Origin of the sequence: Dehalogenimonas sp. W, assembly GCF_037094495.1 — a bacterium.
In the GTDB taxonomy this organism is placed as follows: domain Bacteria; phylum Chloroflexota; class Dehalococcoidia; order Dehalococcoidales; family Dehalococcoidaceae; genus Dehalogenimonas; species Dehalogenimonas loeffleri.
The window spans coordinates 195,193-221,096 of record NZ_CP146612.1; the positions used below are offsets into that span (position 1 = coordinate 195,193).

Genomic DNA, 25,904 nt, shown 5'->3' on the forward strand with positions numbered 1-25,904 from the left:
ATGAAACAGGGAGTTCTTGCCGCCTACCGTAAATACCTGCCGCTATCCGATAAAACTCCGCTGCTGACCCTGGGTGAAGGCGACACGCCGCTGGTGCGCTCGCCGCGTCTGGAGCGCGAACTCAACGTCGGCGAGCTTTACTTCAAACTGGAAGGCTGCAACCCCACCGGGTCATTCAAGGACCGGGGTATGGTTATGGCCGTGGCCAAGGCGCTGGAAGCGAATTTCAAAGCCGTCGCCTGCGCCTCCACCGGCAACACCTCGGCCTCAGCCACCGCCTACGCCGCAGCCGCTGGTATTGAGTCCATCATTATCATCCCCAAAGGCAAGATTGCCCTGGGCAAGCTGGCGCAGGCCATCGTGTACGGCGCCCGCATCGTCATGGTAGATGGTAACTTTGATGACGCCCTGCGGCTGGTACGGGAACTGACTCAGACCCGCCCGGTGGCCCTGGTCAACTCCGTCAATCCCAACCGGATTGAAGGCCAGAAAACAGCCGCTTTTGAGATTTGCGATGCTCTCGGGGTTGCCCCCGACCGTCTCGTTCTGCCGGTGGGCAACGCCGGCAATATCACCGCTTACTGGAAGGGTTTCAAGGAATATTTTGACACCGGCGTCACCACCTCCAAACCCAAAATGACCGGCTTCCAGGCCTCCGGCGCCGCCCCCATCGTCCTGGGGCACACCATACCCCAACCCGAAACCATCGCCACCGCCATCCGCATCGGCAACCCGGCTTCCTGGCAACAGGCTGAGGCCGCACGGGATGAGTCCGGCGGCACCATTGATATGGTCACCGACGATGAGATTCTGGCTGCTTATCATCTGATGGCAGAAAAGGGCGGTATTTTCGGCGAACCGGCCTCAGCCGCCCCGCTGGCCGGCCTGATCAAGCTTAAAGCACAGGGACAGGATTTCAGCGGTGAACGCATCGTCTGCGTCGTCACCGGCAGCGGTCTTAAAGATGCCGATACGGCCATCCAGGGCTTCTCCGGCGAATTTATTGAAGTCACGCCGGAACTCACGGCCGTGGAAAAAGCGCTGGGCTGGTAAAGCCGATGAAACAGGTTTCTGAAGAAGTCGGCGCGTTTTATCAACACTACCCCCGTCTGGCCGCAGTCGTAGCCGCTTACCACGAAGGCAAGCCTAACGCCATGGTGGCCGGCTGGCACTCGCCGTTGTCATTTAACCCCCCGCTCTTCGGCGTGTCGCTTTCACCGAAACGTCACACCTATCAGATGATTCTGGACAGCGGCGAATTCAGCGTTAATTTCCTGCCGTCTTCAAAGGCCGGACTCATCGCCGCCCTGGGCGGAAGCAAAGGCAGCCAGATGGATAAATTCAGCGCCTTCGGTATTGCCCGCGAGATTCCGTTAAAGACCAACTCCCCGGTACTGACCGACGCCTATGCCGTTTATGAGTGTAAACTGGTGGATAACCGCACCTACGGCGATCACCAGCTCCTGGTCGGCGAGGTGGTAGCAGTTCACACCCTGGCTGAAGCCTTCACCGCCGATGAAATGCTGGATCTGAAAGCCGTCACTCCGGCCTTTTACCTGGGCAAGGATAAATATATCGCCAAATTGAAGGCCAGCGTGGAAACCATGGAACGCGAACGCTTCGGCCAGCCGGGCAGTCTTTAGGAGAGTATTGAATTGATTGATGAAAAGGCCATCGCCGCCGCAGTAAAAACCATGCTCCAGGCTATCGGGGACGACCCGGAACGTGAAGGGCTCAGGGAAACTCCGGAGCGGGTCGCCCGGATGTACACCGAAATCTTCGCCGGCATTGACAAGAATCCGGCGGATGACCTGAAAGTCGGCTATGAGCTGGGCCACCGCGAGATGGTCATCCTCAAGGATATCCCCTTCCACTCCATGTGCGAACATCACCTGCTGCCTTTTTCCGGCGTGGTGCATATCGGTTATGTCCCCGGTACTGACGGCCGTGTTGTCGGCATTTCCAAACTGGCGCGGGTGGTAGAAACCGTCGCCCGCCGGCCGCAGATTCAGGAACGCATGGCCACCGAAATTGCCGATGCCATCGTGGAAGGCCTAAACCCTGACGGTGTCGGCGTGGTCATCGCCGCCGAGCATATGTGTATGACCATGCGCGGCATCAAGAAACCGGGCTCCAAAGTCCTCACCTCCGCCCTTAGAGGCGGCTTCGCCAAACGCGCCGCCACCCGCGCCGAGTTCATGTCGCTGATACAATAACCGGTTTTCATCGCCGGTTGGCAGTTGCCGGTTAGGTGTATTTGATTTCACCACCGAAAAGCGAAGGAAACGACTCTGGAGTTCCAGCTTTGACTTAGAATGGCCTCTAACGTAAGCCGCCTTTGATGGTCAATCAAATTCAATTGGAACAATTTTACTATTTTTCTCCGCCTATTTTGACCAAAAAGGCCACCGCTATGCTTAATCGGAATCAAGTTTTACTGAATGCCGACGGGTTGGTTTAAGGTGTTGTATAAGGCACTGGTGTTCTTGTATATGAGTCATAAGTATAACCGACCACGTCCGGATTGTCAATGGGCAAATGTCCCATTTTCCTGATTCTGCCAATTATTGTTAGCTGTATCCAAAAAATCCAATAACAGAGATTGACACCGGCTGCCGCGAGTCATATGCTGTGTACGCAGAGTCAATCGTTATCTGCAGATGTCCGAGAATATTGAAATTTGTAGTTGACTAATGGGCGTCTGATCTGGAGCGATTAGATGAAAATCGGCGGCAGGTATTTTCTGGGCGCATACCGGGCACTTGCAATCATAGTGGCCGCCGCCCAGTTACAATCTTTCCAGCCAGCCGCCAATCTGCCGACTGGTTCCTTGATATTGCTGGTCGCAGCTCTTTACAGCGTATTAAAACTGGGCCAACCGGCTGACTGGTATTACAAAGGCAGGATATGCTCTGTCTTACTGGTTCTGGATCTGCTTTTTTCCGGTCTGTTATTATTCCTGACCGGAGGACTGGAAAGCCCCTTCATCCTGTTTTCATTCTCGCCGATATTGGCCGCCTCACTCTTTTTGGATATTCGTATCACCGGCATCACGGCATCTTTTTCCATCGCAGCGATTCTTAGTTCCCATCTTATCAATCCGTGGTATTCTCATCTTCTTACCATGGCGGATTTTTCATTCCTGCTGGTCTACTTCATTGCAGCCTGTCTGGTTGCCATCCTTCCCTATCTGATCAACACCAACCTGAGGCAGGAACTCCAGAGTAAATTCATCATGACGGAACGGCAACGGCTGTCACGGGAAATCCATGACGGTATGGCGCAAACACTTTCCGGTTTGTGCTGGCAAACGCAGTTACTGGAACAACGTCTACATAAGATGGGTTTGGACCTGGTTGAGGTTGAAGATCTTATCCGGTTAACCGAGGATGCCCGCCGTGACGCCCGGGAGTCTTTGGAACTCTTGCGTGAATACACCGGCAACGGCGAATTCATTTCCAATCTGCGTCAATACCTCCAACACCTGAAACAAAGCTCCGGTATCATCTTTGAATTACGTATTAATACAGGACAACGGCACTTAACGCCCACCGCTGAGATAGAATTACTCCGTATTTGTCAGGAAGCCTTGAACAACGTCCGCAAACATTCAGCCGCCAATCATGTCACCATCGTTATTGAATCTGAAAACAACCACCTGACCATTACCATTACCGATGATGGGCGCGGTTTTGATTCCATTGCCTTTTACCGGTGCGCCCCCAACAATCATTCACACGGACTTGCGATCATGCAGGAACGCGCTGAATCCATCGGCGGGCGTTTCAGAATCATCAGCCTGCCGCTAAAAGGAACTGAAATTCAGGTAGTCGTCCCGACCCAGCAATAACCCGGAGGGTAAAATGATTAAAATACTAATCGCCGACGACCATGCAATCGTGCGTAACGGCCTAAATAATGTGCTTAAAGATGAACCTGATATGCAGGTCATCGGTGAAGCCTGTGACGGGGAAGAAACGGTGCGTCAGGCGCTGAAGTTAAAACCCGATGTCCTGCTTCTGGACATCTTAATGCCCCAGGGCGGTGGTCTAACCGCCCTGGCTAACATTATTGATAAACTACCCACGGCAAAAGTGCTGATTTTGACTATCTCCGACCGGGAGGATGATCTTTTCAAGGCTCTCAGATACGGCGCCCACGGTTATCTGCTCAAAGAGGCCGGCATAAATGAAGTGGTTGACGCGGTCCGCCGGATTGCCGCGGGTGAAGTTATTTTATCATCCCAAATGGTGGCTAATCTGGTATCTGAGTTCCGCCAGAAAAGCCATAACGGTGAAGAGCTGAACCTGAGCAGCCGGGAAATGGAAGTACTGAGATACGTCGGGGAAGGCTGCACCAACAGCGAGATTTCAGCTAAGTTATTCATCAGTGAAAGCACGGTGCGTACTTACCTGAGGCGCCTTCTGGAAAAACTTCATTTACGTAACCGGTCAGAAGCAGTAGCTTATGCCACCCGGCATCACGTCAGCTTTAACCATAATCCCTGAACCCACAATATCCCTGATTATTCCAAACGGTTGTTTCCGCCACGGCGGCAGGCCTTATTGTGCCGCCGCCTTTCAACCCACCGTTCTCTTCCCTCCTAGATGTGATAAGACTATACCTAATCATTATCAACCATATTTTGTCATCATTTTGCTTGCACCGAAAGTTTACTTTTGTCGTCTAAATGACTACCCCAAAATCACTATTGAAACGACTTGTTTGCCCCAATAGTACTGCCTATCATTGAAATAGGTTGAGAATTACAACCCCGGCCTTGGTCGATCTGTCGTGGAAACGACTGGGGGCCTGGAAAAGTAAATGGAGGAGAAAGAAAATGAAAAAGATCGGACTTCTTTTAATCACTCTGGTTATGGCCCTTGGTGCTTTGGGCGTCGGTTACGCCGCCTGGACGGATGAGATTTATATCAGCGGTACAGTTCAGACCGGTGACGTTGACATCAACATCACTGAGCTGTCCGGAACAGAGGTCTGGAAAGACCTGGATACTGATGCCCTGGTGTACATTCACACTGTCAATGGTGAACCTGCAGTTGGGCAACCGACACGCCCCGACCCTGGCTTGAAAGTAGCCGAAGCAACCGCGGTTGCAGGAGAGGACCCGGATGAAGCTGTATTCACGTTTACTAACCTGTTCCCGTGTCAGGATTTCTATGTTGATATGTTACTAACGTATGAAGGGAGCATTCCGGCAAAAATCAACTTCGCCTGGATAGACTCTGAAGATCAATGGCTGGTTGACCTGTGGAATCAGGGGTGGGATTCCAATAACCCGAACGCAGGCGGTATCTGGATGGAAGCCTTTGCGGTTGTAAACGATGTAAAGGTACCGGTTGATCTCGGTACCCAGGTACATGAGGGCGACACTATCTATCTGCAACTGCACATTCATATCCCGCAAGATAACGCATTCATGAATCTGTCAGGTTCGTTCACCGGCGGTTTCCAGGTAATCCAGTGGAATGAATATCCTGACGCATCCGTCATCCCGACGGTTTCTTAATCTTTCTGTATAGGAGCCTGTCATGAAAAAATTAGGCATGATCTGCTTAACAAGCATCTTGGTTTTGGGTGGTTTGGGTGTCGGCTACGCTGCCTGGACGGATGAGATTTACGTTGGGGGTACGGTTCAGACCGGCGAGCTAAGTTGGCAATTTACCGGTTGTAATCTATTGGATGATAGTGAACCAGTGAATCCGGGGGGGGACTATCCTACCACGGATCCGGACTACACAAGTTTACCCGGGTTTATTTACAATCCTGAGGTGAACGACTTCTTTTGGAAATTGGACAAAAATGTTGCCTGGGGTGAATGCGGGAGCGTTGACTTGGATCAAGATGGAGATAATGAAACTCTCCAAGTCACATTCCATAATGTTTACCCTTGTAACTTCAATGAGCTGTCCTTTTACCCCATGAATACTGGTACCATTCCGCTTAAAATCGATCATCTGGTAATCAATGGGCAGTGGATTACTACCGACTCAAAAGTTGAGTTCGATTTCAACCAGGACGGCCAGACGGATTTTGAACTCTGGTGGAATGAGCAATCTTTCGGCCAGCAAATTGAACCGAATGATAGGGGAACCGAACACAGCATATGGTTCCACACCCTTCAACCCTGTCCTCAAAACAGCATCTTCACTTTTACTATCACTATAGTTGCCGTTCAGTGGAATGAATATCCGCTCCCTGCTCCTACTGTAGACTAGGAAGTGCTAAAACGTCAATCGGCGGGGCGGTATTGACCGCCCCGCCTGAAGGCGGCAATAAGTGAAACGCAACAAAAATCGCCTGACAAGTAAATTAGCCGTCCTGGGTCTGGTTCTGATTATTGGACTGGGATCCATGACCATCGGCACTGCGGCCTGGACTGATGAGATATTATTCAGCGGCACGGCTACGACAGGCAGTTGGTGTACGGAACAGGAAGGCAGCCCCGGTTTTTGGAAGAATGTAGAAAAAACTCACAAATACACTTGTCGTCAGTTGCTGGATTTCTGCGCCACGGTTGATGCCGGCTCGCGTTGGTTGATACCTGATTTAGCTTGTCACTATGGCATCATAGATTGGGTGGACGTCTTAAAAGTCATTGATGACGGTGAAGGCGGAACCGCCAGGCAAAAATTCCTTCGTCAATATATTTGTTTACGTTTGAACGTTACTGCCGGTCGGCTATTCCTTACTACCACACATCATATCTACAGTAATGACCCGGTTAACCCGTATCACTTTGACCCGGGCAATTACCTCGGTCTTACCCCATCGCCATCCTCGCCTCCGGTCACCCTGCAACAGATAATAAATGCAATAGAGGATAAATACCTGGGTGCGTCCCCGACCGGTGCCCAGTACACCATTATGCAGAAACTCTGTGAAGCGCTGAACACGCTTTTAGTATAATTTTTACTCTATTGACATCTATTGTCTACAGTATTACATTTTGACTATGGTCTCTAATGCACGGGCAGGCATCTGGTTTCTCCTGATTATCGTAATAGGCATCTACGCTTACATTAATTTTTTCCCTGAACGCATATTCGGCACCTTTGCATCCACTTACATAGTCCAGCCGGCGCTTTGGTTTCTGCTGATGCTGACGGTGCTTCTGATATTACCGCGACAGAGCATCAAAGGTGAATTCCGGGTCGGGACGCCCGTTTTTGGCATAGCCATCATCCTCGGTATGTTTCATCTGTCCATTCAGCTCATCGCCGGGCTATTTACCGGCTTCGGTGACAGTCCGTATAATTTTGATCCCCGCGGCATTATTTTTAACTTTGTCTTCGTCATTGCTGCCCTCGTTGGTATGGAAGTTGCCCGTGCCTGGCTCGTACGGCACCTGGCTAAAAAACATGTCACCGCCGCCATATTTCTTTCCGGGCTCGTGTTCGCTCTTTTGGTGCTGCCGGTTTCCAAACTAACCGGTTTGGCATTCACCACAGAATCAATCCAGACCGTCAACGGGGACATCATCCCCGCTTTGGCCCAGAGCCTGTTGGCAACCGTGCTGGCATACTATGGCGGTGCACGGGCTTCTATCGTTTACCTGGGCATCCTCCAGGCCTTTTGGTGGTTTTCTCCGGTTTTACCGGATTTTTCCTGGTCCATAAAGGGTTTAATCAACACAGTCATCCCGATTATGGGGTTTGTATTGGTTCAAAATTATGTCAATAACCTGCGGCACCGGATATCCCGCCGGGCGCCCTCCAATGATTCATCTTTCCCCCTGGGGTGGGTGGCAGTAACGACTATCTCGGTTGTCTTTATCTGGTTTTCAGTCGGCATTTTTCCGGTCAGACCTTCCCTCATTATCAGTGGCAGTATGACTCCGGAATATAACGTCGGAGACGTTGTAGTCATCGCCGAGGTCCCCATCGTCTCTATTAAGGTAGGGGATGTCATCCGTTTCCAGGAAGGCGAGATTGCCGTCATGCACCGGGTGGTCGCCATTGACGAAATTGGCAAAGACCTGATCTTCACTACGAAAGGAGATGCTAATGATGCCGTTGATTCGGCACCGGTCGTAGCAGAGCAAGTAAAAGGCAAAGCAGCCTTCACCGTGCCCAAGATAGGCTGGATAGCTATTTTTGTCCGCAGCCTGTTTGGACTTTAATATGTTATTTTACCCAATATGTCGTTTTGGGTATTGCATTCCCGTTTCTGATGCTTTATCCTGACTTGAGGTAACTCGTTGTGAAACTGATAAATACTCTTTGGAAAGCCTTGACCAAATTACCCGGCGGTACATTCCACCGGGTGGTATCGGTGATTTTTTGTGCACTGTTCATCATCGCCGCCGCGGGATTTGGTGCCGCGAACATCATCCCCCTACAGCATGATGTTACGGTAGACCTGCTTACTTACCAGCATCAAGGCGAGTACGATTACACCGCCTACCTCAAACCATCCTATCTGCTTGGGCCAGACCCGGTTGTGTACGAAGAACCGGAACCACCGCCCAATCCAACCTACTTCACCAACATCATAAACGATATCAGCTTTACTTATTCCTTCACGACCGATACCAACACGATATTGCCCAATGTCATAAAGGTCACGGCAATTTTGGAAAACGCTGATTTGTGGCAGAAAGAAATTCCGCTACATGAATCCGATTTGGGTATTCAAGGCCGGAATAAAATGGATATTGAATTCACATTGGGATTTCAGGCAATCCAGGAGACCTTTAACACAATTGATAAAGAGCTTAAAATCACCACCAATGACCGCAAGGTCACTTTAATGGTCACCATCCTGGCTGGAGACCAGGAGTTCTTCACCCAGACATTGGAGATCATCATCAACAAGTCATATGTAGAAATCAGCAATGAGCGTCTTAAAACGGACTCTCTCAACCTGGGCTTGTTTGACTATGCTGTCAACCTGATGCCTAATACTTTGTTTGAAGCTACCGCTCTTTTTCCGCCGGCGCTTTATGTTCCGCCCCCACCTCCCCCGGCACCGGTTGTCACAACAATCGGCCCGGAGGGTGTCCTGTTCACCAAATTGGTGGATCGGATGGATTTCACCTTTGCGTATACGCTGGATTCTGACAAACCCTTAAGCAATGTAACCAGTTCGGTAAGAATATTCGCCACCATAGAAAATCCCCAATTTTGGACCAAGAAGGTTGAGCTAATACCGTTAATGACCAGGACAGGAGATTTTACGGTTTCTTTTACGCTAAAACCGGAGGACTACTTACAATTACTGGAGGATATCAGAGGAGAAACCGGGACCAGCGCAGAGACTTACTACTTTACGGTGGTATCAGAGGTCAACATCAGTGCCGATTCTGAATACGGCCCCATTAATGAGTCTTTTACCGCCACTTTGAAGACCGCTGTTTCCGGCGGAGTGCTCAATTGGGGCGAGACACTGATAAATACTCAGGACGGAACAATTCAAACCACTGAGGTGCAGGACAGTTATTTTATCGCTGAATGGACATCGCTTTTAGTCGCCGATGCCCGTATCCTGTTCCTTTGGCTCAGCATTATTTCCCTAGTACTTGCCGCTCCGTTGGTCTTCTTCTATTTTAAGCACCGTCCTCCCGGCCTGCCGGAAGCCGACAAAGAAGCTCGGCAAGCTAAACGCCGCTTTAAGGGCATGTTGACTGAAGTTTCTTCCCTTCCGGCTATCAGAGAGTCCGATGTCATTGTCAGTATCCAATGCCTTGAAGATCTGGTCAATATTGCTAATGAGATGGGCAAGACCGTGTTGTACCATCAGGACCACCGCTGTCATTCTTATCAGGTATTGGATGATTTCACCCGCTATGAATATCAAACTCTGTGTTAGCTGTTGTTGAATAAGCCCTGGCAAGTCCCCCTCTCCCGGAAGTTGATATTTATCCCCCCTAGATGAGAAGCCCCCCGCCCCATGCTATAATGTGAGCTTATGCTAGACCAACTTGAAAACATTGAAAGACGTTACCAGGAAATAGAAGAAGCCATTGCCGACCCTTCGGTCGGTGCGGACATTGCCCAGCTTACCAAACTCACCAAAGAGCGTTCCTCCATGGAAAGGCTCGTTGAGCTTTACCGCAAGTATAAAAGCGTCGCCCAGGCACTGCAGGACACGGAACAGTTGATTGAAACCGAGTCTGATGAAGAAATGCGGGATATGGCCAAAGAGGAACAGCGCAGCCTCAAAGCGCAACTGGAAACCCTGCACGAAGACATGAAACTGGAACTGCTGCCCAAAGACCCGAACGCTGAACGCAACATCATCATTGAAATCCGGGCGGGCACCGGCGGCGATGAGGCCAAACTGTTTGCCGGCGATCTGTTCCGGATGTACACCCGCTACGCTGAGATGAAAGGCTGGAAAGTGGAAATCATTGACCTGACTGAACAGTCAGGCGGCACCTTTAAAGAAGCCGTCATTGAAATTGACGGCGAAGAAGTGTATTCCCGGCTCAAATATGAAAGCGGCGTCCACCGGGTACAACGCGTACCGGTAACTGAAGCCGCCGGCCGCATCCACACTTCCACTGCAACGGTAGCCGTCATGCCGGTGGCGGAAGACATTGAGGTGGATATCAAACCAGAGGATTTAAGGATTGATATCTACCATTCCGGCGGCGCCGGCGGACAAAACGTCAACAAGGTAGCCACGGCGGTGCGCATGACCCATCTGGCCAGCGGCATCGTGGTTGCCTGCCAGGAAGAGCGCTCCCAGCTCAAAAACCGCCAGAAGGCCATGTCGGTACTCAAAGCCCGTCTGCTGGCCATGGAACAGGAAAAGCAGGATAAGGAAATGACTGACAACCGGCGGGCTCAGGTGGGATCAGCGGACCGCTCGGAGAAAATCCGTACCTATAACTATCCGCAAGACCGCCTGACCGACCACCGCATCGGCCTGTCCGTCCACAACCTGCCCAAGATTATGGAAGGGTATCTGGACGATGTCATTGATGCACTGGCCACCGATGAACAGGCCCGGCTCCTCCAGTCCGCCGGGCTATGAACCTCGGCGGATTACTGAAAGAAGCCGCCCGGCAACTGACCGGCCCCGCAGCCGACCTGGAAGCCGAAGTATTACTTCGTTACCTGACCGGTTTGTCCCGGGCTGAACTTTTTTCCAGACGCCATCAGCCGACCGACAGCCGCACCGCCGCCGCCTATGATGAACTCATCAAACGCCTCAAAAGCGGCGAACCATTGCAATACATCACCGGGCATATGGAGTTTTACGGTCTGGACTTTGAGGTCAGCCCCGCGGTGCTGATACCCCGGCCGGAAACCGAGTTGCTGGTGGAACAAGCCCTGGCCGTCGCTACAGATTATCCGGCACCGGTCATTGCCGATATCGGCTGCGGCTCCGGCGCGGTCGCGGTGGCGCTGGCTAAAAACCTGCCCAAAGCCACCGTCGTGGCTACTGATATATCGTCTGCAGTACTGGCGCTGGCCGGCCGCAACGCCGACCTTCACGAATGCCATAATATTGAATTTGTGGAAAGCGACCTGTTGGCCAGTATAATCACCCGTAACTTTGACATCATCTGCGCCAATTTGCCTTACGTTCCGGTTGACGAGGCCAAAGACAACCGGTTTGAACCGCAACTGGCGCTGGCCGGCGGCCCGGACGGGCTGGACATCATCCGCCGGTTGGTCAGCCAGGTAGCCGCCCTCAGCCGCAAACCAGGCTGGCTGATGCTGGAATTCGGCACCGGCCAGGCAGACGCGGTCAAAGGCATCCTCAGCCAATCCCTGCCGGGAAGCCGGACCGACATTATCCACGACTTCATTCCGCTGGAACGCCTTTCAGTCACCCGGATCAACGGCTGAATCTGAGGCTTAACCCCTCGGTGACCTCCCTCAATAATCAAACTGTGGCGCCTGCCCGGCAGTATTTGACCCGATACCCGTCGCGGTGTTAAATTAGTAATTCATTGACCAATCGTTCAATAATAACCTCGGAGGCAATTTTGGATATCATCGTTCTGGTAAAACAGATTCCTGACCCGGAAATCCCCCCGGCCGGCTTTAAGATTGACCCCGTCGCCAAAAAAGTGGTGCCCCCGGCCAATGTAGCCCCGGTCATTGACCCCTATTCCGAACACGCTCTGGAAGCAGCGCTTAAACTCAAGGACGTCAACCCCGGCAGCCGCATCAAAGCCGTCAGTCTGGGCAGCGGCCTGAATAAGGATCTGATTAAGAAAACCCTGGCATTGGGCGCCGATGAGCTTATTCTGGTAGATGACCCGCAGTTTACCGACATGGACTGCGCCGGTCTTGCCGCAGCCCTGAGTCTGGCGGTCAGGAAAACAGGTAGCTTTGATATCATTCTGACCGGCCGTCAGGCGTCCGACTGGGATAATGGCCAGGCGGGGCTGTTGCTGGCCGGTGAACTGGATCTGCCGGTGGTCAGCCGTGTTCGTAAGATTGAATTGACCGGCGGCAAACTACGCGTGGAAAAGGTCACCACCGCCGGGTACGATGTGATTGAGTCGCCGTTGCCGGCCCTGGTCACCGTCTCCAGTGAAATCGGCAAGCTGCGGCTGCCTAATATCAAAAACGTGCTGGCGGCCAAGAAGAAGGAACCACTGTACTGGAAGGCCGCGGACATCGGGGCTGCTACCGGCGCCGCCGGCCGGGTCAAACTGCTCCGGCTCTATCAACCGGCCCGGGATTCCAAATGTGAAGCCATCCCCGGCGACACTCCGGAAGAACAGGGCGTTAACCTGGCGCTCAAACTGCGCGAACTGAAACTGGTCTAAGAGGATAATAATGAGCGAGAACAAAGGTATTTTAATCATCACTACCGCCGCTGACGGTAAAACTGCCGCCTCAGCCGCGGAACTGTTCGGTGCTGCTTCGTCGGCAGCACCTGCCGGGGCGGTCAATGCCGCCGTCATCGGTACCGGGACCGCGGCGGCGGCCCTTGAAACCGGCACCTTCGGCGTCAGCCGGGCTTTTGCCATTGAAACCGCAGAACGCCTGCCGGGTACGGTTATCAACGCCGTCATCAGCGCCGTCAGCGCGTTGAAACCATACCTCATAATCATGGCCGAGGACGACCTGGGCCGGGACCTGGCGCCGATGCTGGCATCGGCGTTACAAACTGCCGCGGTGACCGATGTCGTCAGTCTGAAAAACGAGAACGGCCAAACGGTCATTACCCGCCCGGTGTACGGCGGCAACGCTCTGGCAGATTATGTCATTGAAACCGAGCCTCAAATCATCACCATCCGTCCCAAAGCCTTTGAACCGGCGGCAGCCGGCAACGGTCAAACACCCGAAATAACCGAATTGTCTTTACCGGCTGATGAATGCAGTGTTTGCCTGGTGGAGCGCTTTGAAGTCAAACAGGAAGGGCTGCGTATTGAAGACGCTAAAATCGTTATCGGCGGCGGTCGCGGTCTCGGCGGACCGGAGGGTTTTGCCCAGCTCAAGGAATTAGCAGACCTGGTCGGCGGCAGCGTCGGTGCCTCCCGGCCGCCCTGTGACCAGGATTGGTGGCCGGAAAGCGCCCAGATTGGCATTACCGGCAAAGTCATCGCCCCTGACCTGTATATCGCCATAGGCATTTCCGGCTCATCTCAGCATCTGTCCGGCGTCGCCGGTGCTAAAACAACCGTGGCCATCAACAAGGACCCGGAGGCGAACATCTTTAATTCGGCAACCTACGGCATTGTCGCTGACTGGAAAAAGGTCTTACCGGCGCTGACCGTCAAGGTCAGGGAGCTGACCGGGAATTAACCCGGTTGACGGTATTAGTACCATGTGCTAATATGCTGCCATAATTGAATATTGATCTCTGAATTCCTGGAACCTAAATCTTTTTAAGACATGGTGCCGGGAACGGCGGGTGGATTGACCACCCCAAGGGTCGCCTCGGAAACGGGGCGGTCTCCCGTGATTTGGAAAGGAGAGTAGCCATGACTGGGGTATTGTCTGGCCGCGCACCTCCTTAAAAAAGAGGTGTTTTTGTTTCTACGGAAATATTATTGTTGAAGGAACTTAATGATGAAAAGGTTTTGGCTAAAATTATCAACGGTGTTGTTTGCGGCGATGCTGGTCGCAATCAGCACAGTCGGTTGCGGAACTGGTAACCCCGACCCTACCATTCAGCCCACGGCAACTACTGATGAAGGGTTATCCATTCTGGATCCCTCCATCCGGTTGCGCATCGCCACCACAACCAGTCTTTATGATACCGGCTTGTGGTCATTACTGGAGCCCATGTTTGAAGACAAGTACGGAGTTGAGGTTGATGTTCTCTATGCCGGTACCGGTATTTCTATTGAATACGGTAAACGCGGTGATGTTGATCTGATCGCCGTTCACGACAAGACCAGAGAACTGGCGTTTATCGCTGACGGCTACGGTCTCGAGCGTTCGGCCTTCGCCTCGAACTATTTTGTCATCGTCGGCCCGGCTAATGACCCTTTAGGGTTGAAAGGCCTGTCGCCTGAGGCTGCCTTCCAGAAACTGGCTGAATCAGGAAGCACCAAATTCATCTCCCGTGGTGATGATTCCGGGACCCATGCCAAGGAAAAGGCTATCTGGGCTGCCGCCGGATTCAACTATGCCGATATTCGGCAAGCCGGCGATTGGTATGTGGAGGCTGGTCGCGGTATGGGCCCCACTTTGTTGATGGCCAGTGAACTTCAGGGATACACTATATCAGACATGGGAACGTTCCTAGCCTACAAAGGCAACACCGGTCTGGCTGCGATTGTCGACACCGGTTCCATTCTTCTTAATGTCTATTCCGCCATTCCGGTAAATCCTGATAAAGTTGTGGGAGTCAGGAATGCCGAGGCGGCACAGATTATGGCTGAATGGTTGATGTCCAAGGAAATTCAGGATATTATCGGACAATACGGGGTTAAAGATTACGGAGCACCCCTCTTTAAACCCACCTACGGTATCGAACCGACTGAATAAGGAAAATTGTGGAAGCTATTTGGCTGGGTCTGCAAAAAGCGCTTGAGCTTATTTTCTCACTTGACTCTGAAGTGATTGAGATCGCCTGGAGGTCGCTGAGTATTTCAGCGACCTCCAGCCTCATCGCGGCTATGGTAGCTCTGCCGCTGGGGGCATTGATATTTCACAATACCTTCCCTGGTAAATCCCTGCTGATCAGCTTCATCAACACGCTTTTCAGCCTGCCGACAGTACTGGTAGGTCTTCTGGTTTTCTTGTTTTTTTCCCGGACCGGACCGTTGGGTGAAATGGGGCTGTTGTTCACCCCCACCATCATGATTATCGGTCAGGCATTATTGGTAACACCGCTTATGCTCGGTCTGGTAATTTCCGCTCATTCAGGTATTGACCGACAGGCCCGGGAAACGGCGGTAACGCTGGGTGCCAGCGGGCTGCAAATGGGTATTCTGATGGTTAAAGAAGCGCGGTTCGCCATATTTACCGCCTTCATTCTGGGTTTCGGCCGCGCTATTTCCGAGGTCGGCCTGGCACTGATGATCGGCGGCAATATCAGCGGTTATACCCGCGTGCTGACCACGGCCATCTCGCTGGAAACTGGACGCGGTGATATTGAGTTGTCAATCGCGCTTGGTATAATATTACTGGTGATTGCACTGATTATTAATTTTACTCTGGGCTGGATGCAACAGCATGAGACCAAATATAAAGTCAGACGGATAGAATAAGCCGATGCCGATTATTGAAACCAGCGGGTTAACCCAATCCTACAACGAAACCACGGTCCTGCGAGATGTTGACCTTAAAGTTGAACCCGGCGAAACACTCGGCATCATCGGCCCTTCAGGAGCTGGTAAGAGTACGCTGATCCGACTGCTGGATCTGCTGGAAATCCCATCATCCGGCAGCATCAGCATTTTCAACCAGACAGTGAATAATAAAACAGATCGCCTGCCGTTGCGCCGGCGTATGGCATTCGTACATCAAAAGCCGCTGGTCTTTACCACCAGTGTTTTTGACAATGTTGCTCAGCCGTTGCGCTGGCGCGGCATAAAAAAGGACGTCATCAAGGCGCAGGTGCATGAGGCTTTAGCTCTTGTTAAGATGGACGCTTATATCAACCGTCACGCTAAAACGCTGTCCGGCGGTGAAACTCAGCGTGTTGCACTGGCAAGGGCACTGGTCACCCGCCCGGAATTATTATTTCTGGACGAACCTACGGCCAATCTTGACCCCCAGTCCACCGTCATGGTTGAAGAACTCATTTCCAGCGTGATCCAGGCGCGGAATCTGACCGTGGTCATGACTACGCATGACCTGGCTCAGGGGCAGCGGCTGGCCGACCGCATTGGTGTGCTGGTAGCCGGAAAACTACTGCAACTGGGCCAGGCCCAGGAGATATTCATGGCGCCGGCCTGCCGCGCCGTGGCCGAATTCATCGGGGTGGAAAACATCCTCAGCGGCACAGTCACCGCCGCAGACAACGGACTGTTCACCGTGGCCGCCGCCGGCCGGGCCATCCAGGCAGTCGGTGATTTCAAACCTGGTGATACTGTTGACCTCTTCATCCGGCCGGAAGATATCGTTATCTCGGTCACGGACGATAAAACCAGCGCCCGCAATCATTTTGCCGGCACCATCACCCGCCTCAGTCTGGTCAGCCCGCTGGTGCGGCTGGAGTTAGATGCCGACGGCCTGACTCTGATGGCGGTGGTCACCCAGCAGGCGGCTGCCGACCTGGAACTGGTCATCGGCAAGCTGGTTTTCGCCAGTTTGAAGGCCACGGCCATTCACGCCGCCCGAGGCGTCTGCCTTATTAAATAAACGGGGAGGACTCTCGCCCTCCCCGCCGGTTTTTTGTACTATGCCCGGCCGTCTGCGGCCGATTATGCTCAGTGGACGGTTTGCGCCGCCGCCACTTCCGCCGCCCGCTCTTCCACCAGCTTTTGGGTCAGGTGGGCCGGAACCTGCGCGTAATGGTCAAAGGTCATGGTAAAACGCCCCTGCCCGTGGGTCAGGCTTTTTAAATCCACCGCATAGCGCTGAACTTCGGCCAGCGGCGCCATAGCGTCAATAGTCGTCAATTCGCCGTCAGGATTCATCCCCTGCACGTGCGCGCGCTTGGTGTTAAGATCACCGATGATATCACCGACAACCGCGGACGGCACGGTTATTTTGAGCGCCACTACCGGTTCCAGCAGAATCGGTCCGGCCACTTCCATGCCTTTCTTGAGTGCACCGGAGCCGGCAATCTTGAAGCAGATTTCCGAGGAATCCACGGGGTGAAAACCGCCGTCAACCAGTGTTGCGCGGACGTCAACAATGGGGAAGCCCAGACTGCCGCCGTCCTGCACCGCTTCCTTGATACCCTTTTCCACCGCTGGAATATAGTTGCGCGGCACCGCACCCCCGACCACCTTGTCCACAAACTCCACGCCGCTGCCGGCCGGCAGAGCTTCTACCTCCAGCACCACATGGCCATACTGGCCATGGCCGCCGGTCTGTTTCTTGTGCTTGTATTCCGCCTTAGCCGCTCCGGTAATGGTTTCTTTATACGGCACCCGCGGTGCTTTAAGGTCAACCGCCACCGAGTACTTGCGGGCCATTTTCTCCGCCATCACATCCATCTGAGTATCACCCAGACCGGAAACGATGGTTTCATGGGTGTCGGCATCCCGATGACTCTCCAGCGTCGGGTCTTCCTCCAGCAGTCTGTTTATGGCCTGGCCGAGTTTATCCACATCAGCCTTGGACCGGGGATGCACCGCCACGGAGTAGGACGCTGACGGGAAGACAATGGGGGCAATGATAACCGGCGCATCCTGCGCCGCCAGGGTATCGTTGGTCACCGTGACTGCCAGTTTGGCCACCGCCCCGATATCACCGGCGCCGATCTGAGTCGCCGGTTCCTGATTTTTGCCGTGCATGATATATAGTTGCCCGACGCGCTCGTCAACATTTTTAGTGCTGTTCCAGACATGAGTATTGGAAGTCAGTGTACCCCGGAAAACCCGGAAATAGGTCAGTTTGCCGACGTACGGGTCGGCCGTGGTTTTGAACACCAGCGCCGCCAGGCTGCCGCCGTCACCAGCATTAAGCTCACTGCCGTCCGCCAGCGCCACCGTACGGTGTTCCGGTGAAGGCATGAAATCTACGATGAAATCCAGCAGCGAATCAATGCCGGTATTATTCAGCGCCGAGGCCGACACCACCGGAAAGACTGCCCGGTCCAGAATGGCCTGCTTGAGCGCCTTGGTTAGTTCGGTGTCGGTGATTTCCTCGCCGCCCAGAAATTTTTCAATCAGTTCGTCATCATTTTCAGCCACCGCCTCAATCAGCCGTTCACGATAAGCCGCCACGGCCTCGGCCATCTCGGCAGGGACGGGGCCTTCCTGAGCGGGATGAGCGCCGGTGAATGCCTTTTGGGTCAGCACATTGACGACGCCGTTAAAGTCCTTATAGGCGCCGATAGGCACGGTGAGCGCCACGCAACCGGCACCGAACCGGGTTTTCAGGGCTTCAATGACCGAGTCAAAATTAACGTTTTCCCGTTCCATTTTATTCATGACAATACAGCGCGGCAGGCCGGCGGCCTCGGCGGTCATCCAGGCCTGCTCAGTGCCGACTTCAACACCCGACGAAGCCGAGACTACAATAGCGGCGCTTTCCGCCGCGGCTACCGCCGCCCGGGTCTCGCCGGCAAAGTCAGCATAACCCGGTGCGTCCAGAATATTGATCTTGGAGTTTTGCCACTTAAAAGGCAAAAGCGAAAGATTTATACTTATCTTTCGCTTTACTTCATCGGGGTCATAATCCGACACCGTCGTTCCATCATCTACCTTACCCATCCGGGTAACGGCACCGGCGCTGAAATTCATCGCCTCGGCCAGAGTAGTTTTACCGGCGCCGCTGTGCGACAGGAGCGCCACGTTTCGGATACTGGCTATGCCATAGTTCTCCATGTGTCACCTATCCTGTTATTTAGTCATTGGGGGCTATTATAACCAGCCGGTGCGAATGGGGCAAGTCAACACCCGGCTCTACCGGTTCTGCTTTAATTTATCCGAACCAGCCGATAAAAAGGGGAGTGATAAAACTTTCAATCAAAGCGGCCGGTACTAAAAGAGTCAGGGCAATCCCCAGACGCCGCAGGTTGGTCTTGAATTCCGGCAGCACCTGCGGACGGTAAGCCGGTCGGAACAGGCCGCGCAGAACAGCAAAACCGAAACTCAGTGACGCGGCCATGGCCAGAATGTAGGCCGGAATCTCAATGACGCCATGCGGCAGCAGGCCGGCCATCAGGAAACCGATTGACTGATCCTCCAGCACCAGCCGGGACACCAGAGTGATGACTGCGCCGTTCAGAAACAGTGAAGCCAGCGGCAACAGGAGCAACAGCGGGGCGACCAGAAACGCCATCATAAAGGCAGTAACGTTGTTTAACAGAATAAAAACCAGCAGGCCGGCGCCGGAAAGAGACTGCGTCTCACCGGCCAACTCATCAAAAATAGATAACTCCTCAGCAATCGCCCCGGCAGGCAGCAGACTGCCGATAAACATGCCGGTGACAAATACGCTCCCGGCGATATACAGCCAGCGTGTAAAAGTCATATACCGGGGCGCTCAAAGGCATCGTAAGTGATGATTTCTTCCAATCTTTTACGCGGCGGCGCCGGCGGACTGGCATCGGCGGGCGGATGTCCCAGCGGGGTCATGGCGACCACCACCAGATTATCCGGCAAATTGACGATGCTGCCGACTGCAGCGGCATCGAACCGCCCCAGGTGAACCGTCCCCAGCCCGAGTTCATGGGCGGCCAGTGAAAGATTCTGCATCGCCAGCGCGGCATCATACATATACCAGGATAACCCTTTGTCGGTCACCGGCGCGCCATCAAAGCAACCGGATTTGCCCGGCTCGGCACAACAGACAATCAGGACCGGCGCCTGTTGGACTGCCTGCGAAGCCCTGTTGCCGGTAAGTGAGTCGGCAATCCGGGATTTAACACCCTTATCCAGCACCACCACAAAGTGCCAGGACTGGCTGTTGGCCCAGGAAGGTGCCCAGCGGGCGGCGTCCATGACGGCATTAAGTTCATCGGCGGTAACAACTTCGTCGGTATATTGGCGGTGACTGCGCCGGGTTTTAATGGCGTGAATAACTTCCATGTCTGCCTCCGGAGAGTTGGTTTAGCTCACCACAAATGAAGCCGCCACCAGCACCACCAGCAGTATCCCGCCCAGGACACCGACCCGTTTGAGTTCGGCTGCCAGATTAGGGGCAACAGCCGTCGGCTTCTCCAGCTGGACAACGGCAGCGGGAACGGGCGCCGCAGTAACCGCGGCCGGAGCCGCCGATTGATACGGCGTGGTTTCCAAAGCAGCGGCCGGTTTGCGGGGTTGGGCTTTCTTTTTCTTGGTTGGTTTATGGGAGTATTTGTCGGCCATATTTATCTGTCCTGTTAAGTTATTTGCGGTTATTTCCGGGCGCGGGGGTGCGCGCTGTCATAGGCGCGGCGAATATGCTCTGAAGTCAGGTGGGTATAAATCTGAGTGGTGGAAATATTGGCGTGGCCCAGCAGCTCCTGGACGGAACGTAAATCCGCACCGCCGTTGAGCATATGGGTCGCAAAAGAATGACGCAGAGTATGGGGTGTGACCTCGCCGGAAAGGCCGGCGGCAGCGGCGTATTCCTTAAGAATCTGCCATAAGCCCTGCCGGGTCAGCCGTTCGCCCCGGCGGTTGAGAAACAACGCCTGCTCATCATCATGGCGAAGTAACCGGGGACGGACTTCGTTGGTATATTCAAAGACGATCCGGGCTGCCTGGGGATGAATGGGCACAATCCGTTCCTTGCTGCCTTTGCCGAAACACCTCACCTGCTCTTCGTCAGTATCCACGTCGGCCACATTAAGACCGATGAGCTCACTGACCCGCATACCGCTGGCGTAAAGAAGCTCCAGCATGGCCCGATCGCGCTTGGACTCCTGACCGCCGCTCTTGGTGGGCTGTTCCAGCAGTGCTTTAACCTGCTGCACCGAAATGGCGTCCGGCAGCGGTTTGCCGACCTTGGGGGACTCAATATTATCAGTGGGATTCCGGCGGATTTTCTTCTCCTCCAGTAAAAAGCTGAAAAAGCTTTTGGCCGCCGCCAGTTTGCGCACTACTGTGGTCACCGCGTAGTTGCGTTCTTTCAGGTCCAGGATATAAGACAGCATATCCTGACGACTGAAATTATCCCATAAATCCTGATCGCCGCGTTTTCGTAAAGTCTTTACGCCAAAATCGGCCATCTGGCTGAGGTCATTGTGATAGGCGTCCCGGGTGTTACCCGAAAAACCCTTCTCCACCATCAGGTAATTCAGAAAATTGTCTACATCGGTCTTCATGCCGCCTACCTCAACGCCTGATTTTATTGTTATGTATTCTAACATAACTACAGATTAGGTCAAGCGCAGTTCGTATATGTCACCATTGTCCACGGATTCGCGCCAAAGTTTAAAAAATAATCATTGAACTATCATTCAATAATATGCTATAAATAGACATCTTTGCTTTGAGGTACGCTGCTGATGTCCGATTCTAATACAGTTCCCGCCAATAACCGCCGCGTGGTCATTACCGGTATCGGTATGGTCAGTCCGCTCGGCTTGAGTACGGACACCACCTGGGACGGCCTGATTAACGGCCGTAACGGCATTGAAAACGTTACCCTTTTTGACGCGTCTAACCTGGAAACCCGCTTCGGCGGTGAGGTCAAAGGTTTTGAACCAACCGATTTCATCAACCGCAAGGATGTCCGCCGCATGGATCGCTTCGCCCAGTTAGCCGTCGCCGCCGCCCGGCAGGCGGTTGAGGCGGCCGGGTTTGATTGTGAAGCGCGCGGCCAGGAGACCGGGGTCATCATCGGCTCCGGCATCGGCGGTTTGAGCACCATGTTTGAACAAACCAAAATATTTTTGGAAAAAGGCCCCGACCGGATTACCCCGTTTCTGATTCCGATGATGATTTCCGATATGGGCGCGGCCCAGGTTTCCATTGCCCTGGGGTTGAAGGGCCCTAATTTCTGTACTACCTCGGCTTGTTCGTCCGGCTCTGATGCCATCGGGGTCGCCTTTGAAAGCATCAAACAGGGACGCTCCGATGCCATGCTGGCCGGCGGCGCCGAATGCGGCATGAATCCGCTGGCCTTCGCCGCCTTCAATGCCCTGAACGCACTGTCAACGGCCAATGACGACCCGACCCACGCTTCCCGGCCTTTTGATGCCGGCCGGACCGGCTTTGTTATGAGCGAGGGGGCAGCGGTACTGGTATTGGAAGAGCTTTCAGTCGCCATCGGCCGCGGGGCCGAAATCATCGCCGAGGTTATCGGCTACGGCGCCAGCGGCGACGCCTTTCACATCACCCAGCCGATTGAAAGCGGCGAAGGCGCCGCCCGCGCCATGGTCATGGCCTTTGAGCGTGCCGCCATTGAGCCAACTGAGATTGACTACGTCAACGCCCACGGCACCTCTACCCAGCTTAACGACAAGATGGAAACCCGGGCCATCAAGACGGTCCTCGGCGACCACGCTTATAAGGTGGCCGTCAGTTCCACTAAATCCATGCTGGGGCACCTCATCGGCGCCGCCGGGGCGACGGAAGCCGCCATCTGCGCCCTGACTATCAAAAATGGTATAATTCCGCCGACAATAAATTACACCACCCCCGATCCGGATTGTGACCTTGATTATGTACCGAATACCGCCCGAAAAGCCAAAGTCCGCACCACGCTGTCCAATTCGTTTGGCTTCGGCGGCCATAACTCCGTCCTCATCCTGCGCCAATACAGCGAGGCGTAGCTGATGCGCGGCGGCCGTTGGCGCGTCGCCGACGGCGCTGTCCCCGAAGCCCTCGGCCGGGCTTTCCCGGCGCTGATGGCCCGGATTCTGGCCAACCGCGGTATCAAGAACGAGATCGAAGCCGAGCTGTTCCTGGCCGGCGACGCTCGCCTGTCATCAGACCCGATGCTGCTGCCGGATATTCAGCCGGCCATGACCCGCATCTACCAGGCGATTCTCAGCGGCGAACGGATTGTCGTCTACGGTGATTTTGATGCCGACGGCATTACGGCTACGGCCATCATGGTTACCGGCTTGAAGTGCCTGGGGGCCGACGCCTCGCCTTATATCCCCCATCGCCTGACCGAAGGCTACGGGCTGAAGACTGAGGCTTTAAAGAAACTGGCAGCCGAAGGCATGACGCTGGTCATCAGCGTGGACTGCGGCATCAACGCCGTTGATGAGATCCGGGCGGCCGCTAAAATAGGCCTGGATGTCATCATCACCGACCATCACCTGCCGGGACATGAAAAGCCGCCGGCTGTCGCCGTCATTGACCCCAAGCGGACGGACTCCAAATATCCGTTCACCGAATTATCCGGTGCCGGTGTCGCCTTCAAAGTGGTGGAAGCACTGTTCAGCGGCATGGGCAAACCGTTGCCGCGGGAACACCTTCTGGAACTGACGGCCCTGGGTACCATTGCTGACATCATGCCCCTGACCGGTGAAAACCGTTACCTGGTCAAGGAAGGCTTGAAACACCTCAACGACCATCCTTCGCCGGGGCTGACCGAAATTATCAACCTGTCCCGCCTCCGGGCCGGTCAACTGGAAGCCGAAAGTATCTCCTGGCAGGTGGCCCCGCGGCTGAATGCCGCCGGACGGCTGAATCACGCCATTGCCGGTTATAATCTGCTGACCGCCGCCAGCGCCGATGAAGCCATGGTGCTGGCGGCGGAACTGGAAGCCCAGAATATTGAACGCCAGCGTTTAACCTTGCTTTATGTCAATAAGGCGCGGGACAAGGTCATGGCCGAACCATTGAAATCCCTGTTGTTCATTGAAGACGAAGAATGCCCTCAGGGTATTCTGGGTCTGGTGGCCGGCCGTCTGAGTGACGAATTTTACCGCCCCAGTATTGTGGTTCGGCTCGACGGCAAACTGGCCACTGCCAGTTGCCGCTCTATCCCCGGCTTTAATATCACCGAGGCCATTGACCGTTGCGGTCACCTGTTGTGCCACTACGGCGGCCATGCCCAGGCGGCGGGCTTCAGTCTGAAGCCGCAAGACCTGCCGGAACTGGCCGCCCTGCTTGGGGAGATTGCCGACCGGGAACTGGCCGCGCTTGACCTGCAGCCGGTGCTGCAGATTGACGCCGAAGCCACATTGAAGGAACTGGGCGGCGGGCTGTTTCAGATGCTGCAAAGCCTGGCGCCTTTCGGCGAGGGCAACCGGCCGCCGCTGTTTGTCTCCCGGTGCGTGTCCGTCCCGGATTACCGCGCCATCGGTGCCGGCGGCGATCATCTGAAGCTCAGGCTGACTCAGGGCGGTGTTGTCTGGGAAGGCATCGCCTTCCGACAGGCCGCGGAAATGAAAAAAATACTACCGGACCCGCTGGATATTGTATATAATCTGGAGATGGACCGGTTCAACGGCCGGGAGACATTGCGCCTCAACATAGTGGATTTCGCGCCGTCAGTCTGAAACACAAGGGGCTGAAATGAACGACACTTTGGCTATCATTCTGGCACTCATCGCCGCTTACATTATCGGCAGTTTTCCGCTGGCTTACCTGATGGGACGCTGGGTCAAGCACTTTGACATCCGCCAGGTCGGCACCAAAAACATGGGCACCATGAACACCTTCTACCAGGTGGGCTTCTGGCCGGGGATGCTGGTGCTGACGGCCGACATCAGCAAGGGTGCGCTGGCGGTGGCCATCGCCCGATTATTGGAAACCCCGCAACTGGTGGAGCTGGCCGCTGGTATGGTCGCCGTGGTCGGTCATGTCCTGCCGGTCTGGCTGAAATTCAAGGGCGGCAAGGGCGGGGCAACATGTATCGGGGTGCTGGCCTTTTTGATGCCCTGGGGCATTCCCGTCTATATGGCGGCTTTCGGTTTGCTGTTATTGATCACCAGGTTCCCCACTCTGAGTTACAGCATCGCTTTTGTGACCTTCGGTTTTGTCGCCTGGCTGGTTTATGACTCCATGACGTTCCTGGTCTACACCTTCCTGCTGCTGCTGATACCGGGATTGCAGTACATCATGCGGATCAAACAGATTGGGGAACGCTCGTCGGGCTTCAAAGACGCGGTCTTCCGAAAAAGCATCCGCGACCGGCGGTAGACCGACCGGAATGCTGTCTTGAGGGATCAACTGCGGGGGCACTGAAGACCGGAGTTAATTGTCTGAAGGGGACTGCTCGGCCTTGTCACGGGTCTTCTTCTTGCCGTCGGGACCGTAATAACTGGGATACAGCTTGGTCAGGCAGTCCGGACAGATGCCGTGGGTGAATTCCGCCTCGGAATGGGTGCTGATGTATTTTTCCACACTGCTCCAGTAACCCTTATCGTCGCGTATCTGCTTACAGTTGGCACAGATCGGCAACAGGCCGGACAAAGCCTTGACCTCGGCCAGGGCTTCCCGCAGTTCAGCTTCCACCTTCTTGCGTTTGATGATGTCTTTTTCCAGCGCCCGGTTAGCTTCGCTTAGATCCTGAGTGCGGTCCCTGACCTTGTCTTCCAGTGTATGCTGGTATTCCAGAAGTTTTTGTTTACCCTGTTCATAGCCGTTAATCAGTCCCACTGCCGCCAAGCCAATTAATCCGATAATGACCATTTCCAAAAGCAGGTAAGGGTGCCAGTTAGTGGTCAGGAACATGATGGCATACGGTATGGTCAAGGCACCAAGTATCGCCCAGAAGGTAAAACCGATGTTCAGTCCGAATCTAAAAGTTGCCAGCGACACCACGGTCAGAAATAATATCTGCTGGATGGCAAAAAAGACCAATTGAAATTCATCGCCGACCGGCACCTGCCCGCGCAACAGGTCGCTATAAACGGCCACTGTAAACACCGCGCCCAGCCCGGCGGTCACCCAGAATTGTCGGTTACGATATAAACTCACCATTGCTCCAATTGATGCGGTACGCCATTATTCCATA

26 protein-coding genes and 1 riboswitch are annotated in these 25,904 nt (G+C 54.1%); of the genes, 20 read left to right on the forward strand and 6 right to left on the reverse strand.

Translation table 11 applies throughout. From position 1 onward, the window contains the following. The 17 genes from thrC (at window position 1) to V8247_RS00950 (ending at window position 16,745) form a co-directional block, all read left to right on the forward strand. A complete protein-coding gene (gene thrC / locus V8247_RS00870) occupies window positions 1-1,053 on the forward strand; it encodes a threonine synthase (protein WP_338737821.1) in 1,053 nt (350 codons plus the stop codon). A gap of 5 nt (window positions 1,054-1,058) precedes the next feature. Next, on the forward strand, window positions 1,059-1,643 hold the full coding sequence (locus V8247_RS00875; RefSeq protein WP_338737823.1) for a flavin reductase family protein: 585 nt from the start codon (window positions 1,059-1,061) through the stop codon (window positions 1,641-1,643). A 12-nt stretch (window positions 1,644-1,655) separates the two neighbouring features. Then, on the forward strand, window positions 1,656-2,216 hold the full coding sequence (folE, locus tag V8247_RS00880; protein ID WP_338737825.1) for a GTP cyclohydrolase I FolE: 561 nt from the start codon (window positions 1,656-1,658) through the stop codon (window positions 2,214-2,216). A 503-nt stretch (window positions 2,217-2,719) separates the two neighbouring features. Next, window positions 2,720-3,850, forward strand: coding sequence for a sensor histidine kinase (locus tag V8247_RS00885; protein ID WP_338737827.1), 1,131 nt, complete (start codon window positions 2,720-2,722; stop codon window positions 3,848-3,850). Window positions 3,851-3,863: 13 nt separating this feature from the next. Then, complete coding sequence (locus V8247_RS00890) at window positions 3,864-4,508, forward strand: response regulator transcription factor (protein WP_338737829.1); 645 nt, start codon at window positions 3,864-3,866, stop codon at window positions 4,506-4,508. Window positions 4,509-4,840: 332 nt separating this feature from the next. After that, a complete protein-coding gene (locus tag V8247_RS00895; protein ID WP_338737831.1) occupies window positions 4,841-5,527 on the forward strand; it encodes a hypothetical protein in 687 nt (228 codons plus the stop codon). 22 nt (window positions 5,528-5,549) lie between these two features. Continuing rightward, window positions 5,550-6,236: a hypothetical protein gene (locus V8247_RS00900; protein ID WP_338737833.1), complete on the forward strand. Its 687-nt coding sequence runs from the start codon at window positions 5,550-5,552 to the stop codon at window positions 6,234-6,236. A 61-nt stretch (window positions 6,237-6,297) separates the two neighbouring features. After that, window positions 6,298-6,927 (forward strand): hypothetical protein, encoded by a 630-nt coding sequence (locus V8247_RS00905; protein ID WP_338737835.1) that lies wholly within the window; start codon window positions 6,298-6,300, stop codon window positions 6,925-6,927. A 46-nt stretch (window positions 6,928-6,973) separates the two neighbouring features. Then, entirely contained in the window at window positions 6,974-8,140 is a 1,167-nt protein-coding gene (locus V8247_RS00910; RefSeq protein ID WP_338737837.1) for a signal peptidase I, read from the forward strand. Window positions 8,141-8,220: 80 nt separating this feature from the next. Continuing rightward, the gene (locus V8247_RS00915; RefSeq protein WP_338737839.1) at window positions 8,221-9,828 is read left to right on the forward strand and encodes a DUF5305 family protein; all 1,608 of its coding nucleotides are present in this window, start codon (window positions 8,221-8,223) and stop codon (window positions 9,826-9,828) included. A 99-nt stretch (window positions 9,829-9,927) separates the two neighbouring features. Next, the gene (gene prfA, locus V8247_RS00920; protein ID WP_338737841.1) at window positions 9,928-10,998 is read left to right on the forward strand and encodes a peptide chain release factor 1; all 1,071 of its coding nucleotides are present in this window, start codon (window positions 9,928-9,930) and stop codon (window positions 10,996-10,998) included. After that, complete coding sequence (prmC, locus tag V8247_RS00925; RefSeq protein ID WP_338737843.1) at window positions 10,995-11,819, forward strand: peptide chain release factor N(5)-glutamine methyltransferase; 825 nt, start codon at window positions 10,995-10,997, stop codon at window positions 11,817-11,819. Before prfA ends, prmC begins: the two co-directional genes overlap by 4 nt. A gap of 140 nt (window positions 11,820-11,959) precedes the next feature. Continuing rightward, window positions 11,960-12,751 (forward strand): electron transfer flavoprotein subunit beta/FixA family protein, encoded by a 792-nt coding sequence (locus tag V8247_RS00930; RefSeq protein WP_338737845.1) that lies wholly within the window; start codon window positions 11,960-11,962, stop codon window positions 12,749-12,751. A 10-nt stretch (window positions 12,752-12,761) separates the two neighbouring features. Further along, complete coding sequence (locus V8247_RS00935) at window positions 12,762-13,733, forward strand: electron transfer flavoprotein subunit alpha/FixB family protein (RefSeq protein WP_338737847.1); 972 nt, start codon at window positions 12,762-12,764, stop codon at window positions 13,731-13,733. 44 nt (window positions 13,734-13,777) lie between these two features. Then, window positions 13,778-13,921, forward strand: a riboswitch (molybdenum cofactor riboswitch). 76 nt (window positions 13,922-13,997) lie between these two features. Next, window positions 13,998-14,924 (forward strand): substrate-binding domain-containing protein, encoded by a 927-nt coding sequence (locus tag V8247_RS00940; protein ID WP_338737849.1) that lies wholly within the window; start codon window positions 13,998-14,000, stop codon window positions 14,922-14,924. An 8-nt stretch (window positions 14,925-14,932) separates the two neighbouring features. Beyond that, complete coding sequence (locus V8247_RS00945) at window positions 14,933-15,649, forward strand: ABC transporter permease (RefSeq protein ID WP_338737851.1); 717 nt, start codon at window positions 14,933-14,935, stop codon at window positions 15,647-15,649. 4 nt (window positions 15,650-15,653) lie between these two features. Continuing rightward, window positions 15,654-16,745: an ABC transporter ATP-binding protein gene (locus V8247_RS00950; RefSeq protein ID WP_338737853.1), complete on the forward strand. Its 1,092-nt coding sequence runs from the start codon at window positions 15,654-15,656 to the stop codon at window positions 16,743-16,745. Window positions 16,746-16,813: 68 nt separating this feature from the next. Here V8247_RS00950 and fusA read toward each other — a convergent pair whose 3' ends face one another. The 5 genes from fusA to xerD all read right to left on the reverse strand — a co-directional run bounded on the left by fusA (window position 16,814) and on the right by xerD (window position 21,309). Next, the gene (fusA, locus tag V8247_RS00955; protein ID WP_338737856.1) at window positions 16,814-18,883 is read right to left on the reverse strand and encodes an elongation factor G; all 2,070 of its coding nucleotides are present in this window, start codon (window positions 18,881-18,883) and stop codon (window positions 16,814-16,816) included. 97 nt (window positions 18,884-18,980) lie between these two features. After that, window positions 18,981-19,532 (reverse strand): stage II sporulation protein M, encoded by a 552-nt coding sequence (locus tag V8247_RS00960; RefSeq protein ID WP_338737858.1) that lies wholly within the window; start codon window positions 19,530-19,532, stop codon window positions 18,981-18,983. Continuing rightward, window positions 19,529-20,089 carry a nitroreductase family protein gene (locus V8247_RS00965; protein ID WP_338737860.1) on the reverse strand — a complete coding sequence of 187 codons (561 nt, stop codon included), beginning with the start codon at window positions 20,087-20,089 and terminating at the stop codon, window positions 19,529-19,531. The genes V8247_RS00960 and V8247_RS00965 overlap by 4 nt, the downstream gene beginning before the upstream one ends. 21 nt (window positions 20,090-20,110) lie before the next feature. Further along, window positions 20,111-20,368 carry a hypothetical protein gene (locus V8247_RS00970; protein ID WP_338737862.1) on the reverse strand — a complete coding sequence of 86 codons (258 nt, stop codon included), beginning with the start codon at window positions 20,366-20,368 and terminating at the stop codon, window positions 20,111-20,113. A gap of 29 nt (window positions 20,369-20,397) precedes the next feature. Further along, window positions 20,398-21,309, reverse strand: coding sequence for a site-specific tyrosine recombinase XerD (xerD, locus tag V8247_RS00975; protein WP_338737864.1), 912 nt, complete (start codon window positions 21,307-21,309; stop codon window positions 20,398-20,400). A 183-nt stretch (window positions 21,310-21,492) separates the two neighbouring features. Between xerD and fabF the strand changes: the two genes are divergently transcribed. The 3 genes from fabF to V8247_RS00990 are packed head-to-tail and all read left to right on the forward strand — an operon-like array spanning window position 21,493 to window position 25,087. Continuing rightward, window positions 21,493-22,761, forward strand: a complete 1,269-nt coding sequence (gene fabF, locus V8247_RS00980) for a beta-ketoacyl-ACP synthase II (RefSeq protein ID WP_338737866.1) — start codon at window positions 21,493-21,495, stop codon at window positions 22,759-22,761. 3 nt (window positions 22,762-22,764) lie between these two features. Next, complete coding sequence (recJ, locus tag V8247_RS00985; RefSeq protein WP_338737868.1) at window positions 22,765-24,444, forward strand: single-stranded-DNA-specific exonuclease RecJ; 1,680 nt, start codon at window positions 22,765-22,767, stop codon at window positions 24,442-24,444. A gap of 16 nt (window positions 24,445-24,460) precedes the next feature. Next, window positions 24,461-25,087, forward strand: a complete 627-nt coding sequence (locus tag V8247_RS00990; RefSeq protein ID WP_338737871.1) for a glycerol-3-phosphate acyltransferase — start codon at window positions 24,461-24,463, stop codon at window positions 25,085-25,087. Between the two features lie 54 nt (window positions 25,088-25,141). On the opposite strand, the gene V8247_RS00995 is transcribed toward V8247_RS00990, so the two are convergent. Beyond that, window positions 25,142-25,867 carry a hypothetical protein gene (locus V8247_RS00995; protein ID WP_338737873.1) on the reverse strand — a complete coding sequence of 242 codons (726 nt, stop codon included), beginning with the start codon at window positions 25,865-25,867 and terminating at the stop codon, window positions 25,142-25,144. Window positions 25,868-25,904: the final 37 nt, after the last annotated feature.

Bases quoted from the DNA above. Each gene is read 5' to 3' on its own strand.
- V8247_RS00970 (WP_338737862.1), bottom strand. From the start codon at position 20,368: ATGGCCGACAAATACTCCCATAAACCAACCAAGAAAAAGAAAGCCCAA.
- V8247_RS00950 (WP_338737853.1), top strand. From the start codon at position 15,654: ATGCCGATTATTGAAACCAGCGGGTTAACCCAATCCTACAACGAAACC.
- V8247_RS00875 (WP_338737823.1), top strand. From the start codon at position 1,059: ATGAAACAGGTTTCTGAAGAAGTCGGCGCGTTTTATCAACACTACCCC.
- V8247_RS00910 (WP_338737837.1), top strand. From the start codon at position 6,974: ATGGTCTCTAATGCACGGGCAGGCATCTGGTTTCTCCTGATTATCGTA.
- xerD (WP_338737864.1), bottom strand. From the start codon at position 21,309: ATGAAGACCGATGTAGACAATTTTCTGAATTACCTGATGGTGGAGAAG.
- fusA (WP_338737856.1), bottom strand. From the start codon at position 18,883: ATGGAGAACTATGGCATAGCCAGTATCCGAAACGTGGCGCTCCTGTCG.
- V8247_RS00890 (WP_338737829.1), top strand. From the start codon at position 3,864: ATGATTAAAATACTAATCGCCGACGACCATGCAATCGTGCGTAACGGC.
- fabF (WP_338737866.1), top strand. From the start codon at position 21,493: ATGTCCGATTCTAATACAGTTCCCGCCAATAACCGCCGCGTGGTCATT.
- V8247_RS00935 (WP_338737847.1), top strand. From the start codon at position 12,762: ATGAGCGAGAACAAAGGTATTTTAATCATCACTACCGCCGCTGACGGT.
- V8247_RS00965 (WP_338737860.1), bottom strand. From the start codon at position 20,089: ATGGAAGTTATTCACGCCATTAAAACCCGGCGCAGTCACCGCCAATAT.
- V8247_RS00900 (WP_338737833.1), top strand. From the start codon at position 5,550: ATGAAAAAATTAGGCATGATCTGCTTAACAAGCATCTTGGTTTTGGGT.
- V8247_RS00960 (WP_338737858.1), bottom strand. From the start codon at position 19,532: ATGACTTTTACACGCTGGCTGTATATCGCCGGGAGCGTATTTGTCACC.
- V8247_RS00940 (WP_338737849.1), top strand. From the start codon at position 13,998: ATGATGAAAAGGTTTTGGCTAAAATTATCAACGGTGTTGTTTGCGGCG.
- recJ (WP_338737868.1), top strand. From the start codon at position 22,765: ATGCGCGGCGGCCGTTGGCGCGTCGCCGACGGCGCTGTCCCCGAAGCC.
- prmC (WP_338737843.1), top strand. From the start codon at position 10,995: ATGAACCTCGGCGGATTACTGAAAGAAGCCGCCCGGCAACTGACCGGC.
- V8247_RS00990 (WP_338737871.1), top strand. From the start codon at position 24,461: ATGAACGACACTTTGGCTATCATTCTGGCACTCATCGCCGCTTACATT.
- prfA (WP_338737841.1), top strand. From the start codon at position 9,928: ATGCTAGACCAACTTGAAAACATTGAAAGACGTTACCAGGAAATAGAA.
- V8247_RS00885 (WP_338737827.1), top strand. From the start codon at position 2,720: ATGAAAATCGGCGGCAGGTATTTTCTGGGCGCATACCGGGCACTTGCA.
- thrC (WP_338737821.1), top strand. From the start codon at position 1: ATGAAACAGGGAGTTCTTGCCGCCTACCGTAAATACCTGCCGCTATCC.
- V8247_RS00895 (WP_338737831.1), top strand. From the start codon at position 4,841: ATGAAAAAGATCGGACTTCTTTTAATCACTCTGGTTATGGCCCTTGGT.